Source organism: Pseudoalteromonas luteoviolacea H33-S (assembly GCF_001625695.1).
Taxonomy (GTDB): domain Bacteria; phylum Pseudomonadota; class Gammaproteobacteria; order Enterobacterales; family Alteromonadaceae; genus Pseudoalteromonas; species Pseudoalteromonas luteoviolacea_B.
In genome coordinates this window covers 13,413-28,722 of sequence record NZ_AUXY01000062.1, presented here as the reverse complement: position 1 = coordinate 28,722, position 15,310 = coordinate 13,413, and the positions used below count along the sequence as shown (strand labels likewise).

Genomic DNA, 15,310 nt, shown 5'->3' with positions numbered 1-15,310 from the left:
CCTTAAGATGACAATGTTCTGATCAAGTTTTGATAATCTTCTTTTACTTCGTGACTTTCCTCACGAAGTTCTTTTACTTTACGACATGCGTGCAATACGGTGGTGTGATCTCTACCACCAAATGCGTCGCCTATTTCAGGTAAACTATGGTTAGTCAGTTCTTTTGACAATGCCATAGCAACTTGTCTAGGACGTGCCACAGATCGACTGCGTCGCTTAGACAATAAATCAGACACACGAATACGATAATACTCGGCGACTGTACGTTGAATATTGTCAATCGTTACCAACTTGTCTTGTAATGCTAACAAGTCACGTAACGCCTCTTTGACAAACTCAATGGAGATAGGACGCCCTGTAAAGTTCGCATTTGCGATAACACGATTCAATGCACCTTCTAACTCACGTACATTCGAGCGCAATTTTTTCGCGATAAAAAATGCAACTTCATGCGGTAAGTTAATGTTACTTTGCTGTGCCTTTTTCATCAAAATCGCAACGCGCGTCTCAAGCTCTGGTGGCTCAATCGCAATGGTTAGACCCCAACCAAAACGCGATTTCAATCTATCCTCCACTCCTTCAATTTCTTTCGGGTAGCGATCGGATGTCAAAATGATCTGTTGATTGCCCTCTAGCAGCGCATTAAAGGTATGAAAGAACTCCTCTTGAGAGCGCTCTTTATTGGCAAAAAATTGAATGTCATCAATCATCAATGCATCAACACTGCGATAGTAACGTTTGAACTCTTCAATCGCGTTGTTTTGCAATGCTTTTACCATATCTTGCACAAAACGCTCTGAGTGCATATATACGATTTTTGCATCGGGCTTTTTATCAATAATGCCATTACCGACAGCGTGCAAGAGGTGTGTTTTACCTAAGCCAGTACCACCGTATATAAATACAGGGTTAAAAGCAGAGCCTGGGTTATCAGCAACTTGAGTTGCCGCAGCTTTTGCTAACTGGTTAGATTTACCTTCAACAAAATTATCAAAGGTATAGTTTTCTTTGATATTAGATTTAACGCTAGATTTCGGAGCGGGCTCAACTTTTACATCGTTAACAGGTGCCTGCACAACTCTTTTAGACGATACATGCGATGTTGTTGGCGCATGCGTATCACTAATAGATGATTCTGCAGATACTTGCGGCTGAACTTGCGCCATCGGTTTACTACCGACATCAAAACGTAACTCTGGTGCTTCATCACCACAGATTTCAATCAGTAGTTCATTAATTCGATTTAAGTACTTTTCTCGAACCCAATCCAACACAAAACGATTAGGTGCATAGATGGTTAAAGTATCTTCGGTACTTTCTGCTTGTAGTGGCCTAACCCACATATTGAATTGCTGCGACGGCAATTCATCTTGCAAAACATATAAACAACTTTGCCAAACCGACAGATACACATTGCACTCCGAAATAGTTATTATTCCCGTACATCAGTAGGGTTGGTTTTTAATGTGCATTCACAAAATAACCAACAGAGTTATTCACAGCTAACTCAGAGATCTACGGAAATGTTTGTATATTATCAATTATTCACAGGTGGAAGCCGGGTATTATGAAGGGATCTTATCCACAACATCAATATTGACTTTTAAAAAAATTAAGATCTCACCAAACAAAAAAGATAAGCAGCTGTTTTTAATGAGTTTTTAATTTCACTTATTTGAAAAGATCTTATCAAAAAAAGAGCAAGATCTCACCATAAAATTACGATCAATTTAAGTTTTCCAAAGGTTGTTTGCAATTTGCGCCCAAGCTCTGTGGAAAACCCGCCCAAGATCAAACAACTTGATCCACAGCTAAGATCTCGATCATATATAGATAGATCAGAAAAGCTGATCCTTCATATATAAGCAAGACCATGGCATTTCCTTCTCTATATATAGAAAGTATAAAATCAATTACCTTATTTGGGTAAATTACAGGCGTTTCTATCAATTTTGCACCAGATTGCCTATAAATTAAGCCTACTATCACAATTATGATTGACTTTCATGCGCGTCGGCTTTAATATCTCGCGCTCGCAATGGCACCTGTGCCAGGATCGCGACCTGCATAGGATGTTTTAACTTTAACCGATCGGATGGATTAGTTATGAAAAGAACTTTTCAACCAAGCGTACTTAAACGCAAGCGTACTCACGGTTTCCGTGCTCGCATGGCTACTAAAAATGGCCGTAAAGTACTAGCACGTCGTCGTGCTAAAGGCCGTAAAGAGCTTTCTGCTTAATATTAAGTGGAAGGTTTAGGCTTCAGCAGGGAGTTACGTCTGTTAACTCCCTCGCATTACTCCCGCATATTTCAAGAGCCTGCTCGTGCAGCGACCCCTGTTTTTACACTATTAGCAAAACCTAATGATGTAGGTCACCCACGTCTTGGATTAACCGTTGCTAAAAAACGTTGTAAAAAAGCCTGTCAACGTAATCGCATTAAGCGTCTTGCCAGAGAAAGCTTTCGCCTCAATAGACATAAGCTAGATAACATCGATATCGTTTTGATGGTCAAAACAGGTGTAGATGAGCAAAGCAATGAAGAGCTTACAAAGCAATTAAATAAGCTTTGGCGCAAAATTAACGAACGTTGTAAGCCGGGTGCACCAAAACCTAAACACCATAAAAAACGCCCTACCAATAAAAAGCCGAAAAAATAACAGCGCTTTTATACTTCTATATCCGTCCTAACATGGCTATTTTAAGTGAATTAAGGTAAGGTTAGCTCACCTTTTAATCACTCAATTATCGAGTCTACCTCGCGACTATGAAACACGCCTCGAAGACCAAAAGCGAGTGTAAACGATTGGTGGATTATCCGCTTTCGGTAATACGTCTATTTTTGATCATGCTTATTAAAGCCTATCAAAAATTTATCAGTCCCATGTTTGGACCACATTGCCGATTTAATCCAACATGCTCAAGTTATGCAATTCAGGCAATTAATTTACACGGAATTGCAAAAGGGAGTTGGTTAGCGGTTAAACGCATATTAAAATGTCACCCTTTAAGCGCAGGTGGGGATGACCCCGTCCCTGAAAAATCGAATCAAGATAAACAACACGAGAAATAAGAGCTGTTATGGAATCGCAACGCACGTTTTTATTGATCGGATTGCTTTTAGTCTCTTTCTTGCTATTCAGTGAATGGCAAGAGGAACAAGCTCAAAGCAAAGCCGAGACCAGTGCTGTCACACAAGTGGCCACTTCACCTTCAAATAACGACCAAGCGGATATTCCGACTTCTAGCGAAGCGGACGTACCGGTTGCACAAACTCAAGCTGTTCGTTCTGTTATCACAGTAACGACAGATGTGTTTGCAGTTAAAATCGATACAAAAGGTGGTGACATTGTTGAAGCCAAACTTCTTCAACATGCAGAAACGCATGGTAGCGATATACCTTACTTACTACTTGGTGAATTTGAAGGGAAGCAATATATTTCACAAAGTGGTCTGATTGGCCTAAATGGCCCAGATGCATCAAGTGAAGGTCGCCCTGTTTACTCGAGCGAGCAAAAGTCATATACCCTATCAGGTGATGAGCTTCGTGTGCCGCTGACATTTGTGGACAAAAAAGGCGTTCAATTTACAAAAACATTTGTATTCAAAGCAGGTCAATATGACGTTGCGCTAGAATATGATGTGGTCAACGCAACAGAGAACCCTGTTCAAGTTCAACTGTACACACAAATCAAGCGTACGGCACAAGACAAAGACAGCATCATGACCCAAACGTATTTAGGAACCGCGTATGGCACACAAGATGAGCCATATGAAAAGTACGCATTTGACGATATGGCCAAAGCGAACCTGAACGAAAATACGTTAGGTGGCTATGTATCGTTTATCCAGCATTACTTCGTGAGTGCTTGGGTACCACAACAGGATGTCAACAACACCATTTACAGCTCACTGAGAAATAATCAAGGTATCATTGGTGCTAAAGGCGAGCCAGTTAACATTCAAGCTAACTCTGAAGCAAAGTTATCGGCCATTTATTATATGGGTCCAAAAGATACCGATGCACTTGAAGCGATCCACGAAGACTTAGATCTGACGGTGGATTATGGTTGGTTATTCTTTATTTCTCAGCCTCTACTTGTATTACTGAAGTTCTTATACGGCATTTTAGGCAACTGGGGTCTAGCTATCATCGGTATTACCGTGATCGTGAAAACTATCCTTTACCCGCTGACAAAAGCACAGTACACCTCAATGGCAAAAATGCGTGCATTACAGCCGAAGATGCAGCAATTAAAAGAGCGCTACGGTGACGACCGTCAGAAGTTCGGTCAAGCCATGATGGAAATGTACCGCAAAGAAAAAGTGAACCCTATGGGTGGCTGTTTCCCACTATTACTGCAAATGCCTATCTTCTTAGCGCTATTCTATGTATTCCTAGAATCCACAGAATTACGTCACGCGGAGTTTGGCTTGTGGTTAACTGATTTATCAGCGATGGACCCATACTACGTGCTACCAATTCTATTTGGTGCGAGTATGTTCTTAACGCAAAAACTTCAACCAATGACCATCACAGATCCAATGCAGCAGAAAGTGATGACCTACATGCCAGTGGTCTTCTCTATCTTCTTCATCTGGTTCCCATCTGGTCTGGTACTTTACTGGTTAGTATCGAACTTAATCTCTATCGCACAGATGCTTATCATTTATCGTGGCATGGAGAAAAAAGGCATCAAAGTACGCGACTAACGCGTAACCGCCTTAAAAAACGCCCGCTTCTGCGGGCGTTTTTGATCTTGTACATACAACTAATTCGCTCATCTAAACTCCCTCTCATACCGGTACGCCTAGGCATTTGACTTGCTGTTATTTAGGACATATTCGCCAAACACCATTTGCAACTCTAGGACGAAAACAAATGATGACTTCAAACCGCACACCGATAACAGCTCCCTCCGCTTATACACCCAATGCCCCCCACAACGAACCAAATCAAAATCGCGCCGAGCACCAGAGCCAAGAGTCGGTCAGTCACGCTCAGCAACAGCGCTGTACAGCTGTCAAACACATCTGTACAGCGTTACAACCCCTATGCAATGTCGACAAATGAAATGATAGCCCTGTCTCAGCAGCTTTTATCAGAAGGCAAAATAACGCCCCATGAATCCGTAAAATGAGCTTTGATATTAAACATACGCAGCTGTTTCCTGAAAAAGAGAGATGAGACTTCAATACACCCATTGACCAGATCCAAGTTTGGTCAGATAAATTAGCCGTTGCGCAGCAGCATGGTTTGCCAACCGAGTAAATTCAGCAAACCAAGCATATACTCGGTGTATTAAAGGGGCTTATATAACTTTTTAAAATCAAATAAAACATAGACTTGATAAATTTTGATATCGATTTGATGCCCCTTTGATAGGCCTTACAAACGCGCCCGTGCACTCTAACAGCTCATTCACGACATCATAAGAGCAAGCATATGGAGCAAACGATTTTAGGGGCATTGACCACGTCAGACATCAATGGCTGGCAAATCCCAGTCGTATTTTTTATCGGCCTACTAACCAGTCTAACCCCCTGTGTATACCCTATTTTACCAATTACCGTTGCCACCTTTGCACAGCAAAAACACCCTCGCATTGCCCCTCTACTGTACTGTATTGGTTTTGCATTCATTTATGCTGGGCTGGGCTTTATTGCAGCCACAACCGGCAGCCTATTTGGTCAAGTAGCAAGTGATCCACTCATTCTATTAGGGTTTGCCAATGTGTTACTGCTTTTTGCTGCCATTAATAAAGGCTTAGTCACATTACCGACTCAGCACTTTGCGCTAAAAAATACCAGTGCCGTACCCTTGATCATGGGCATGATCAGCGCGTTAGTTGCCGCGCCATGTACCTCGCCTATTCTAGGCGCATTATTGATATTTGTTGCTTCCGCACAGCAACCTCTACTCGGTGCCAGTCTGTTATTTAGTTTTGCGCTGGGTATGAGCACATTGCTGCTACTGGCTGGCACCAGCGCAAGACTACTGGCTGCCCTGCCTAAATCAGGGAAGTGGCTGGCTCACGTTAATAACCTCACCGCACTCATGCTCTTAATCATGGCGCAATATTTTCTTATTCAGGCTGGTAAAAGCTGGCTATAGTAACCACAAGGAACCCATTATGAAGTCTTTAGCACCTCTATTCATCTTACTCGGTGTACATACCAACATTTACGCAACCACCTACCCGCCTTTGTTAGCTAATACCCTAGACGGGCAAGCGATTTCAAGCCAAGGTCAGGTGACTTATTTGAAGTTTTGGGCCACTTGGTGCGCCTACTGTATTGAAGAAATGCCATTACTTGAACAGAGCTATCAACAAGCCAATACGGGGTATCAAGTTATTTCCGTCAATATTGGGTTCAATCAAAACAAACGCAGCATCACGAATTACCTGAAAAAACATGGCTACCGCTTCCCTACTGTCTTTGACAGCGACGGTAGTATCACACGTCAATATGCGGTATTGGGCACGCCGCAACATATTTTATTAGATGGATCAGGCAATGAGCTTTATCGCAGTGCGCTATTTACTGATGAATTAGCAAGTAAACTGACTGAATTACAAGGAAGAAAATAATGTATATACAAGCAAAACTTGGCCTAGTATTCGCCTTATTTATGGTAACTTGCAAAGCACATGCAACAGCCACCGAATATGTATTTATCAATATCTGGGATGAATATTACCAATCAACCAAATTGCCACAACCATTAGGAAAGCGCATTTTTATCCAGCCAGATATCAATATTGATAAGCCCAGCTTAACGCAGTTTGTCACAGCCAATCCCACATTTAAGGGGATCCGCATCGATCACAACAATCAACTCATGTTTAAATTTCAAGTTCGCAAGACCCCGACAAGGGTTGTTGTAAGCGAGGGACGTGTGGTCTTAAAAGAAGCACTTATTAGTAGTGAACCATCAGAAGCCACTTCAAATACCAAGGTGCCGTTACAGACATTATCGGGCAAAAGTCTTTCCAAGACATTGATACATCAACAGTATCAGGTACTATTTTTCAGTGACAGCCTCTGTCCATTTCAGCATATTCCCGATTGTGAAAAACGCATTGAGCAAAATAATCAGCTCGCTCAACACAATAAGAATGTAATTACGGTGATAAAGCCATTTTATGTAGACAAGCAAAGTGCACTCAATTACCAACAGCGCTTTGGGGTGAAGCACGATATTGTATTTGATACCCATAATCAGTTATTTGAACAGTATCAAATCACTGAGCTTCCCTATTGGGTTTTGTTAGATAATAAGGGGGAAGTCCTCTATCGAGGCACCAACGTGCCGCGATAAGTCATCTAATTACTCTAAAATCCATTTACTTTGACAATAAACACTGTAGGGCGCATCCAACAAGTCCAAAATATTTTTATCTGTGTGCCCTACTAAACGTGTAAACTCATCCAATTGCTGCAATAAACCATCGCTGTTTCTGAGTGCACTCAACTTCGCTTTTGAATGTGCAGCAAGAGACTCGTTATTTATCATCTGAGCTGCCGCTGAGGTATAAAACAACATGAGATGCGCATCGGTATTATCGCTATCTGCGAGCGCTAACGCCTGCTCTGGTTGACCTTGTTTAAGATGTATATACATCTTTGTATACTCAGCATAAATCGCCACATCAGCCAATTCAAAGCGTTGATATTCCGTTAAAGCCTGTTCAGTCAATGTGTGAGCCGTTTCTAACTCCCCCAACTTTAACCCAATCCAAGCCAGCATAAGTTTCGTATTTGCACGTGTCAGTGGCGAGATATAGTCAGTCTCAAGTAATTGGTGATATTGCCGCTTTGCATTATGTAATGCGTTTTGATCGTTTTTCACCAAGCCGATATCCATCCACGCCATCGCCTTGAGTAACTGAAGTTGCTCAGTGGCAGGTAAAAAAGACTCATGTATTTGCACTTGATCCAGATAAGATAAGGCTTTTTCACCCTGATGGAGCTGAATATAATAAAACCCTAAGTAAGTGAGTACTTGCACTTTAAAATATTCATTGCCACTATCAGCTACAATGTCCAGCGCCTCCAGTAAACTCTGTTCCCCTTCATTCACGGGCACTAAATAATTTTGCCCATACGCAAATAAGCTGGTTGCCAATTCTAAGTTTGCAGAGATCTGTCGATAATAGTCTATGGCCTGACTCAGTACTTTTTTACTTTGTACTAGGTTAAGGTGATTTTTTTCCTGTGGGCCGGCAGCTGGTGGGTTTGCAAGATAAAATGAGCGTTGTGCTTCACTGTAAGCAAACGAGCGACTACCTATGAGTGCATAAGCAGCATTCATCGCCAAAGTGTAATCTTGCCATTGCAAAGTATGCCAATAAATATCAGCTTGCAGTTGATAAGCACTGGCGATCAGTTCTATTTGTTGGCTTTGTTGTGCTGCTCGCAGTCCAAGTTCTGCACTAGTGAGCGCCGCTTCAAACTCCCCCTGTGCCTTTTCAAATGTCCCTTTATACAGATGATAACGAGCTTGTAATCCATCCTGCGTGTCACCCAATGTGATCTTATCAAAGCGTGCTTTCGCCTGCGTCACATCCCCTTGCTGCCAAGCTACCTGCGCTAACTCTAATTGTGAAGGTAAATGCTCAGGTACACGTACTAAAGCCGCCTCAAAATATGACCTCGCAAGCTCGGGACCATGCTCGTTCAGCGCTTGCAAACCACGATAATAATCACTGAGGTCCTTTACAGGCGCAGCGGTTTTATTTTCATGATCGGACGTCACTTCTAAAGCGAATAGCACATTTGTGGCAATTTCACTGAAGTTATGCCCTAACTGCTCAACAATGACATCTGTTGTTCTCCCATCTAGGCTGGCTTGCAGGATAAAGCGCTGCTGTCTTGGTTTCAGAGTGAGCGCTAATGTATGTGGCTGTTTCTCTGCTGGTAGCTTAAGCAGCTCAGGGGCTTGGTTTTTCGGTTTTAATTGATAGTGGTTTTGCAGCTGTGCTTTTAATTCGCTTTCGATGGCGTAGCCCCACCACGCGTTGGCCTCGACTCCCGTTTCATTTTGCAAAGGTAAAATCAATAAAGCTGGTTTTTGCTGAATTTGCTCGCTTGATGATAGTGGCCAGATAGCGTGAATTTTGTCGACCGCAAAAAACAAGGCAGCAACTAGGCTCACTGCCACGCCTATTTGCTTGGCACGTTTTGTTGCACATTTTGCGGCGTGCACCTCACAGATAAACTGATAGCCTTGTTGTGGTAGCGTTCGAATATAAGTAGGACTTTGCGCGTTATCGCCCAATGCTTGGCGTAATTCATTGATACTCTGTGTCAGTGCGGCTTCTCGAAATTCACCGTGCTGCCACAGTGCGCTCAATAATGTTTCGCGCTTAATGACTTGGTTGGGATGTGCGAGAAAGTAAGCCAGTAACTGTAAGACTTTAGGACGAAGAAGCTGCTGCGATTGCCCAGTGTATAAAACCAAGCGCTCAGCATCAAAACGAAATGGACCAAATAACAACACGGCTCAGAGTTTCCTTATCTCTACATCTTGCGTAATTGACTCTATTGATTAATTTCCACTATACCTGAGAAATGCCATTTGCTGTACAATTAAGCTCAGAATACATTCATTTAGCAAGAGCCATCATGATTGCACAAGATACAATAGCAGCTCAGGCAACCGCCCCAGGTCGTGGTGGTGTCGGCATCATCCGAATTTCAGGCACAGGTGCCAAACAAGTTGCTGAAAAAATATTAGGTAAATGCCCAAAAACGCGATATGCCGAGTACTTACCTTTTAATACCTTAGCAGGTGAACAGCTTGATCAAGGTATTGCGCTATTTTTCCAAGGCCCAAACTCTTTTACCGGCGAAGATGTGTTAGAACTACAAGGCCATGGTGGGCCAGTTGTCATTGACATGCTGCTCAAAGAGATCAGCCAAATTGACGGAGTAAGGTTGGCAAAACCAGGTGAGTTTTCAGAGCGTGCATTTATGAATGATAAACTCGATCTCACCCAAGCTGAGGCCATTGCAGATCTCATCAATGCAACCAGTGAGCAAGCAGCGAAAAGCGCCCTGCACTCTTTACAAGGCGACTTTTCAAAGCACATCAATGTGCTGGTGGAACAAGTGATTCACTTACGTATGTATGTTGAAGCAGCCATTGATTTCCCAGACGAAGAAATCGACTTTTTATCTGATGGCAAAGTGTCTGGTGACTTACAAGCGATCATAGATCAGCTTGCTGAAGTCAGACAACAAGCCAAGCAAGGCAGCATTATGCGTGAAGGTATGCGTGTTGTTATCGCGGGTCGCCCAAACGCAGGGAAATCTTCACTACTGAATGCCTTAGCAGGTAGAGAAGCCGCGATTGTCACTGATATTGCGGGCACTACACGCGATGTTCTGCGAGAACATATTCATATCGATGGCATGCCACTGCATATTATTGATACAGCAGGCCTACGTGAGAGCCCAGACAAAGTCGAGCAAATTGGTATTGAGCGCGCATGGGAAGAGATCAGCGGTGCCGATCATGTGCTATTTATGGTCGATGGCACGGAGACGCTAGAGACAGATCCGATCAAGATCTGGCCTGAATTTATGGAAAAACTGCCAAAAGGCATGGATATCACCGTCATTCGCAACAAAATCGATCTATGCGGAGAACAACAAGGACTATGTCAGCAGGGCAACTACCCTGTTTTAAGACTCAGTGCACAGGCCAATGCCGGCGTTGATATACTCAGAGAGCACTTAAAAGCGTGTATCGGATTTACCGGAGCGAACGAAGGTGGCTTTATGGCTCGCCGCCGCCATTTAGATGCATTAGAGCGTGCTGCTGAACATTTAGAGATCGGTCAGACACAACTAGAAATGCATATCGCAGGCGAGATCTTAGCTGAAGAGCTGCGCTTAACACAGCAATACCTCAATGAAATTACCGGTGAGTTCACCTCAGACGATCTACTCGGTAAGATATTCAGCTCATTCTGTATTGGTAAGTAACCAATCTCACATGTGCTCTTAGCGATGGCGTTTAAACACCGCAGACCAAGGGGCTGGCAATTTTGCCACCCACTTGGTGTATGCCTTGCTAAAAGTGGTTTTACCCAGCACCGAAATAGACAATCCCACTAAGATAACCCCTCCCCCAATTACCCCGACAACAGAAATAAGTAATGTAAAAGGTGAAACGCTCGCACTCGGGTAATTCACCTTAAACTTATAAACTAGCTCATCGTAAACTCAAAAACTAACTCAAAAGCCTACTATTACTGGTTTTTGGCTCAACCAATATCCAACTTTATAGACAAAAGATGAGCGCTCTCTACTGCCAGACCAAAAAGCAGCTTAGGTGCACCAATATCGTTTAAACATACTTACCCTATCACTGAAATGGACTGTCAGCATGCAGAATAGTATCGGACATAATGAAAATTATTATATGTCGATACCCACCATAAATGACGTAAAAAGTAGAAATCTACCGCTTCAATACATGAAATCTCTGTCAAAATGAGGGGATCTCACCGACAAATAAAACTTTTTTAGAATATTTACTTATATAGATCTAATTTTATAGATCTAAAAAAAGTAGATCACCGAAGGCGATAAGATCGTTATCCATAGGGTAATTATCCACACCCGCTAAAATGAGACTGGTTTTTGTGCATCGGCCTATTAACCAAGAATACCAACACCTCATTGCCACACTGATTACCCCCTGTTTATCCACAAAAATTAAGCCACAAAGCAGCGAGGAATAATTTATTAAATCATTATTAATCAATGGTATATATAAAACAACTCACAATAGGACACAAATCACACTGAAAAATTTTATCCCAAGACTTAAGTAACACTTTACTTCTGATCAATCCACATTAATATGGCCAGCATAGAAGATTAAAAAACGAATCATAATGCGCAATATTGAGATCATTATCGGTAGCCAAATGGGCTCTGCTGAATACGTCGCAGAACAATTAGCTGAAGATCTAAATACACGATCTTTCAACTGTAATTTACATGAACAACCTGATTTATCAGAGTGTAATAGCCATACATGGTTGCTTGTCACCTCTACATATGGCGCAGGTGATTACCCAGAGAATCTATTGCCCTTTATCTCACAGCTGACTGAAGCGTCAGATCTAAGCCATATCAGCTTTGCAATTATAGGTATTGGTGACTCCAGTTATGACACTTATAACTATGCGGCAACAAACAGTGAAAAGCTGCTGGTGGAAAAAGGTGCGCAAATACTGATCCCTACCCTAAAAATAGATGTATTAGATGAAGCATTGCCTGAAGATACTGCACTGGCATGGCTGCCTCAATTAAGTGAGGTTATAGAGAAGAATATATAAAGATCAGTTCTACATAACTTATCCACAAATTTTGTTATTTTAAACACCGTATGTGGATAACCTTTGATCTAACTGCTGATCTAGTATTACTTATCCATTGGATAAATTTAATCAGATTTGTGCCTGTGTATAAATAGCTCTTTTGATCAAAGCTTATACGCCCTTAGATCCGATCTAATTCACACTATATGATCCGACCTAAGCTTATGGATCATAATAGGAATATAACCTTATACACAGATCTGGCTCTGCTTAAATATAAGATCAATAAAGATCTTTAAAAAGATCCTTATATATTTTTAAGTGATCCATTTTGAGTTCAGGTTAAAATTTAATCGTTTCACTTCTGCGTTTTTCTAGGTAGAATACGCACCCTTTCGAAATTTGCTGGTTGTTTTTAAGTAGGATCCCGTAAATGATTTATCATGAACATTTTGACGTAATCGTGGTTGGTGGCGGTCATGCTGGTACTGAAGCTGCATTGGCTGCAGCTCGTATGGGTATGAATACCTTATTGTTAACTCACAATATGGATACTTTAGGCCAAATGTCTTGTAACCCAGCGATCGGCGGGATCGGTAAAGGACATCTTGTTAAAGAGATTGATGCGCTAGGTGGTGCGATGGCTCAGGCCATTGATAAGGGCGGGATCCAATTTAGAACTCTGAATTCATCTAAAGGTCCTGCGGTAAGAGCAACTAGAGCACAGGCAGATCGCGCATTGTATAAAGCGGCGATCCAAGATACTTTACAAAACCAAGAAAACTTAAAAGTTTTCCAACAAAGCTGTGATGATCTCATTGTTGAACAAGATCAAGTAAAAGGCGTAGTGACTCAAATGGGGCTACGTTTTAGTGCCCAGTCGGTTGTTTTGACTGTAGGTACGTTCTTAGGTGGACAAATTCACATTGGCCTTGAAAATTACAAAGGCGGAAGAGCAGGGGATCCACCTTCAATCGCGTTAGCGCATCGATTACGTGAATTACCATTTCGTGTAGACAGACTAAAAACTGGCACACCTCCAAGAATTGATGCAAGAACGGTTGATTTTTCAGTGATGCAAGAGCAACCGGGTGATACACCAACACCGGTGTTTTCATTTTTAGGTAAGCAATCCGATCACCCACAACAGATCCCGTGTTACATCACTTATACAAATGAAAAAACACATGATGTGATCCGTGAAAACCTGCACAGATCACCAATGTATGCAGGTGTGATCGAAGGGATTGGACCAAGATATTGTCCGTCTATTGAAGATAAAATAGTGCGTTTTGCTGACAAAGAGAAACATCAGATCTTTGTTGAGCCAGAAGGGCTAACATCCTATGAGTTATACCCTAATGGTATTTCCACCAGCTTACCTTTTGATATCCAATTAGATATTGTGAAATCAATTAAAGGATTCGAAAACGCACATATTTGCCGTCCAGGTTATGCGATTGAATATGATTTCTTCGACCCAAGAGACTTAAAACAGTCTTTAGAGACCAAATTTATTAATGGTTTATTTTTCGCTGGTCAAATTAACGGCACTACGGGTTACGAAGAAGCCGGTGCACAAGGCTTGATTGCGGGTATGAATGCCGCATTACAAGTGAAAGGTGAAGATGCTTGGACGCCGCGCCGAGATGAAGCATACACAGGCGTTTTAATTGATGATCTTGCTACTTTAGGTACAAAAGAACCGTATCGTATGTTTACTAGCCGTGCAGAATACCGCCTGTTATTACGTGAAGACAATGCTGATTTGCGTTTGACTGAAAAAGGCCGTGAGCTAGGCTTGGTCAATGATGAACGTTGGGCCGCTTACAATGATAAGTTGGAAGTCATGGAGCAAGAGTCACAGCGTTTACGTTCGACTTGGATCCACAAAGATCACGAAGCATTAGATCAAGTCAATGCGTTGCTTAAATCGCCACTAACCAGAGAGGCGAGTTTAGAGGATCTGATCCGTCGACCTGAGGTGAGCTATCGCGAGCTGATGACGATCGATGGCTTGGCCAGTGAGCACGAAAATTGGCAAGCATTAGAACAGGTTGAAATTCAAACCAAGTATGCAGGTTACATTGCGCGTCAACAAGATGAGATAAATAAACAGCTTCGCCATGAGGAAACTTTACTGCCAGCTGAGTTTGATTATAGCCAAGTAAGTGGCTTGTCAAATGAAGTTGTGGCTAAGCTCACAGATGCGCGTCCGCAAACGATTGGACAAGCATCACGTATTTCTGGTATCACCCCAGCGGCTATTTCGCTATTATTAGTGTATCTGAAAAAGCAAGGGCTGTTGCGCAAGTCGGCGTAACAGCGATGGAAAACTGTGTTACTAGAACAACTCAATGCTTTGTTAGCTGAAACGGAGATTTCGCTGACCGAAAATCAAAAACAGCAGCTTGTCGATTATGTCGGGCTGCTCGACAAATGGAATAAAGCTTACAACCTAACTTCTGTACGTGATCCAAAAGAGATGATGGTAAAGCATATCTTGGATTCACTGGTGGTTGCCCCGCATCTCAATGGCAAGCACTATATCGATGTTGGTACGGGCCCTGGATTACCGGGTATCGTTTTAGCGATAGCCTTGCCGGACACTGAATTTGTGCTGTTGGATAGCCTCGGAAAAAGAGTACGTTTTTTAACCCAAGTAAAACATGCGCTTGGACTAAAAAATGTCACCCCAGTCCAGTCACGTGTTGAAGAATATCAGCCAAGTGTTAAATTAGACGGTGTGTTGAGTCGCGCGTTTGCATCACTGCAGGATATGGTCCAATGGTGTACGCATTTAATTGACTCTTCGGGACGATTCGTTGCACTGAAAGGAATGTATCCGCAAGAAGAATTGGACAACCTGCCTGAAGGTATTTCTTTGGAGCAAAATGTCACCTTGCAGGTACCCAATCTTGAAGGTGAGCGCCATTTAATTATTCCTACTAAAGACTAAATTCGAGGA

14 protein-coding genes are annotated in these 15,310 nt (G+C 42.3%); 12 read left to right on the top strand and 2 right to left on the bottom strand.

The annotated features are described in order from the left end of the window. Window positions 1–2: 2 nt before the first annotated feature. A complete protein-coding gene (gene dnaA, locus N477_RS08525; RefSeq protein WP_063360153.1) occupies window positions 3–1,412 on the bottom strand; it encodes a chromosomal replication initiator protein DnaA in 1,410 nt (469 codons plus the stop codon). 694 nt (window positions 1,413–2,106) lie between these two features. Here dnaA and rpmH point away from each other — a divergent pair. The 8 genes from rpmH to N477_RS08495 all read left to right on the top strand — a co-directional run bounded on the left by rpmH (window position 2,107) and on the right by N477_RS08495 (window position 7,325). Next, window positions 2,107–2,241, top strand: a complete 135-nt coding sequence (rpmH, locus tag N477_RS08520; RefSeq protein ID WP_005492430.1) for a 50S ribosomal protein L34 — start codon at window positions 2,107–2,109, stop codon at window positions 2,239–2,241. A gap of 6 nt (window positions 2,242–2,247) precedes the next feature. Next, entirely contained in the window at window positions 2,248–2,661 is a 414-nt protein-coding gene (gene rnpA / locus N477_RS08515) for a ribonuclease P protein component (protein WP_046357211.1), read from the top strand. Between the two features lie 188 nt (window positions 2,662–2,849). Beyond that, the gene (gene yidD / locus N477_RS25605) at window positions 2,850–3,074 is read left to right on the top strand and encodes a membrane protein insertion efficiency factor YidD (protein WP_231098042.1); all 225 of its coding nucleotides are present in this window, start codon (window positions 2,850–2,852) and stop codon (window positions 3,072–3,074) included. Between the two features lie 8 nt (window positions 3,075–3,082). Beyond that, window positions 3,083–4,714 carry a membrane protein insertase YidC gene (gene yidC / locus N477_RS08510; RefSeq protein WP_063360154.1) on the top strand — a complete coding sequence of 544 codons (1,632 nt, stop codon included), beginning with the start codon at window positions 3,083–3,085 and terminating at the stop codon, window positions 4,712–4,714. Between the two features lie 169 nt (window positions 4,715–4,883). After that, window positions 4,884–5,075 carry a hypothetical protein gene (locus tag N477_RS25975; RefSeq protein ID WP_155731845.1) on the top strand — a complete coding sequence of 64 codons (192 nt, stop codon included), beginning with the start codon at window positions 4,884–4,886 and terminating at the stop codon, window positions 5,073–5,075. A 372-nt stretch (window positions 5,076–5,447) separates the two neighbouring features. Continuing rightward, window positions 5,448–6,116 (top strand): cytochrome c biogenesis protein CcdA, encoded by a 669-nt coding sequence (locus N477_RS08505; RefSeq protein WP_063360155.1) that lies wholly within the window; start codon window positions 5,448–5,450, stop codon window positions 6,114–6,116. A gap of 19 nt (window positions 6,117–6,135) precedes the next feature. Further along, entirely contained in the window at window positions 6,136–6,594 is a 459-nt protein-coding gene (locus tag N477_RS08500; RefSeq protein ID WP_063360156.1) for a TlpA family protein disulfide reductase, read from the top strand. Beyond that, window positions 6,594–7,325: a TlpA family protein disulfide reductase gene (locus N477_RS08495; RefSeq protein ID WP_063360157.1), complete on the top strand. Its 732-nt coding sequence runs from the start codon at window positions 6,594–6,596 to the stop codon at window positions 7,323–7,325. Before N477_RS08500 ends, N477_RS08495 begins: the two co-directional genes overlap by 1 nt. A gap of 9 nt (window positions 7,326–7,334) precedes the next feature. On the opposite strand, the gene N477_RS08490 is transcribed toward N477_RS08495, so the two are convergent. Further along, on the bottom strand, window positions 7,335–9,506 hold the full coding sequence (locus N477_RS08490; RefSeq protein ID WP_063360158.1) for a winged helix-turn-helix domain-containing protein: 2,172 nt from the start codon (window positions 9,504–9,506) through the stop codon (window positions 7,335–7,337). A 125-nt stretch (window positions 9,507–9,631) separates the two neighbouring features. On the opposite strand from N477_RS08490, the gene mnmE reads away from it, so the two are divergent. The 4 genes from mnmE (at window position 9,632) to rsmG (ending at window position 15,301) form a co-directional block, all read left to right on the top strand. Further along, on the top strand, window positions 9,632–10,996 hold the full coding sequence (mnmE, locus tag N477_RS08485; RefSeq protein WP_063360172.1) for a tRNA uridine-5-carboxymethylaminomethyl(34) synthesis GTPase MnmE: 1,365 nt from the start codon (window positions 9,632–9,634) through the stop codon (window positions 10,994–10,996). Window positions 10,997–11,913: 917 nt separating this feature from the next. After that, window positions 11,914–12,360 carry an FMN-binding protein MioC gene (mioC, locus tag N477_RS08480; RefSeq protein WP_063360159.1) on the top strand — a complete coding sequence of 149 codons (447 nt, stop codon included), beginning with the start codon at window positions 11,914–11,916 and terminating at the stop codon, window positions 12,358–12,360. A gap of 415 nt (window positions 12,361–12,775) precedes the next feature. Next, window positions 12,776–14,665, top strand: coding sequence for a tRNA uridine-5-carboxymethylaminomethyl(34) synthesis enzyme MnmG (gene mnmG, locus N477_RS08475; RefSeq protein WP_063360160.1), 1,890 nt, complete (start codon window positions 12,776–12,778; stop codon window positions 14,663–14,665). A gap of 15 nt (window positions 14,666–14,680) precedes the next feature. Continuing rightward, the gene (gene rsmG / locus N477_RS08470) at window positions 14,681–15,301 is read left to right on the top strand and encodes a 16S rRNA (guanine(527)-N(7))-methyltransferase RsmG (protein WP_063379443.1); all 621 of its coding nucleotides are present in this window, start codon (window positions 14,681–14,683) and stop codon (window positions 15,299–15,301) included. Window positions 15,302–15,310: the final 9 nt, after the last annotated feature.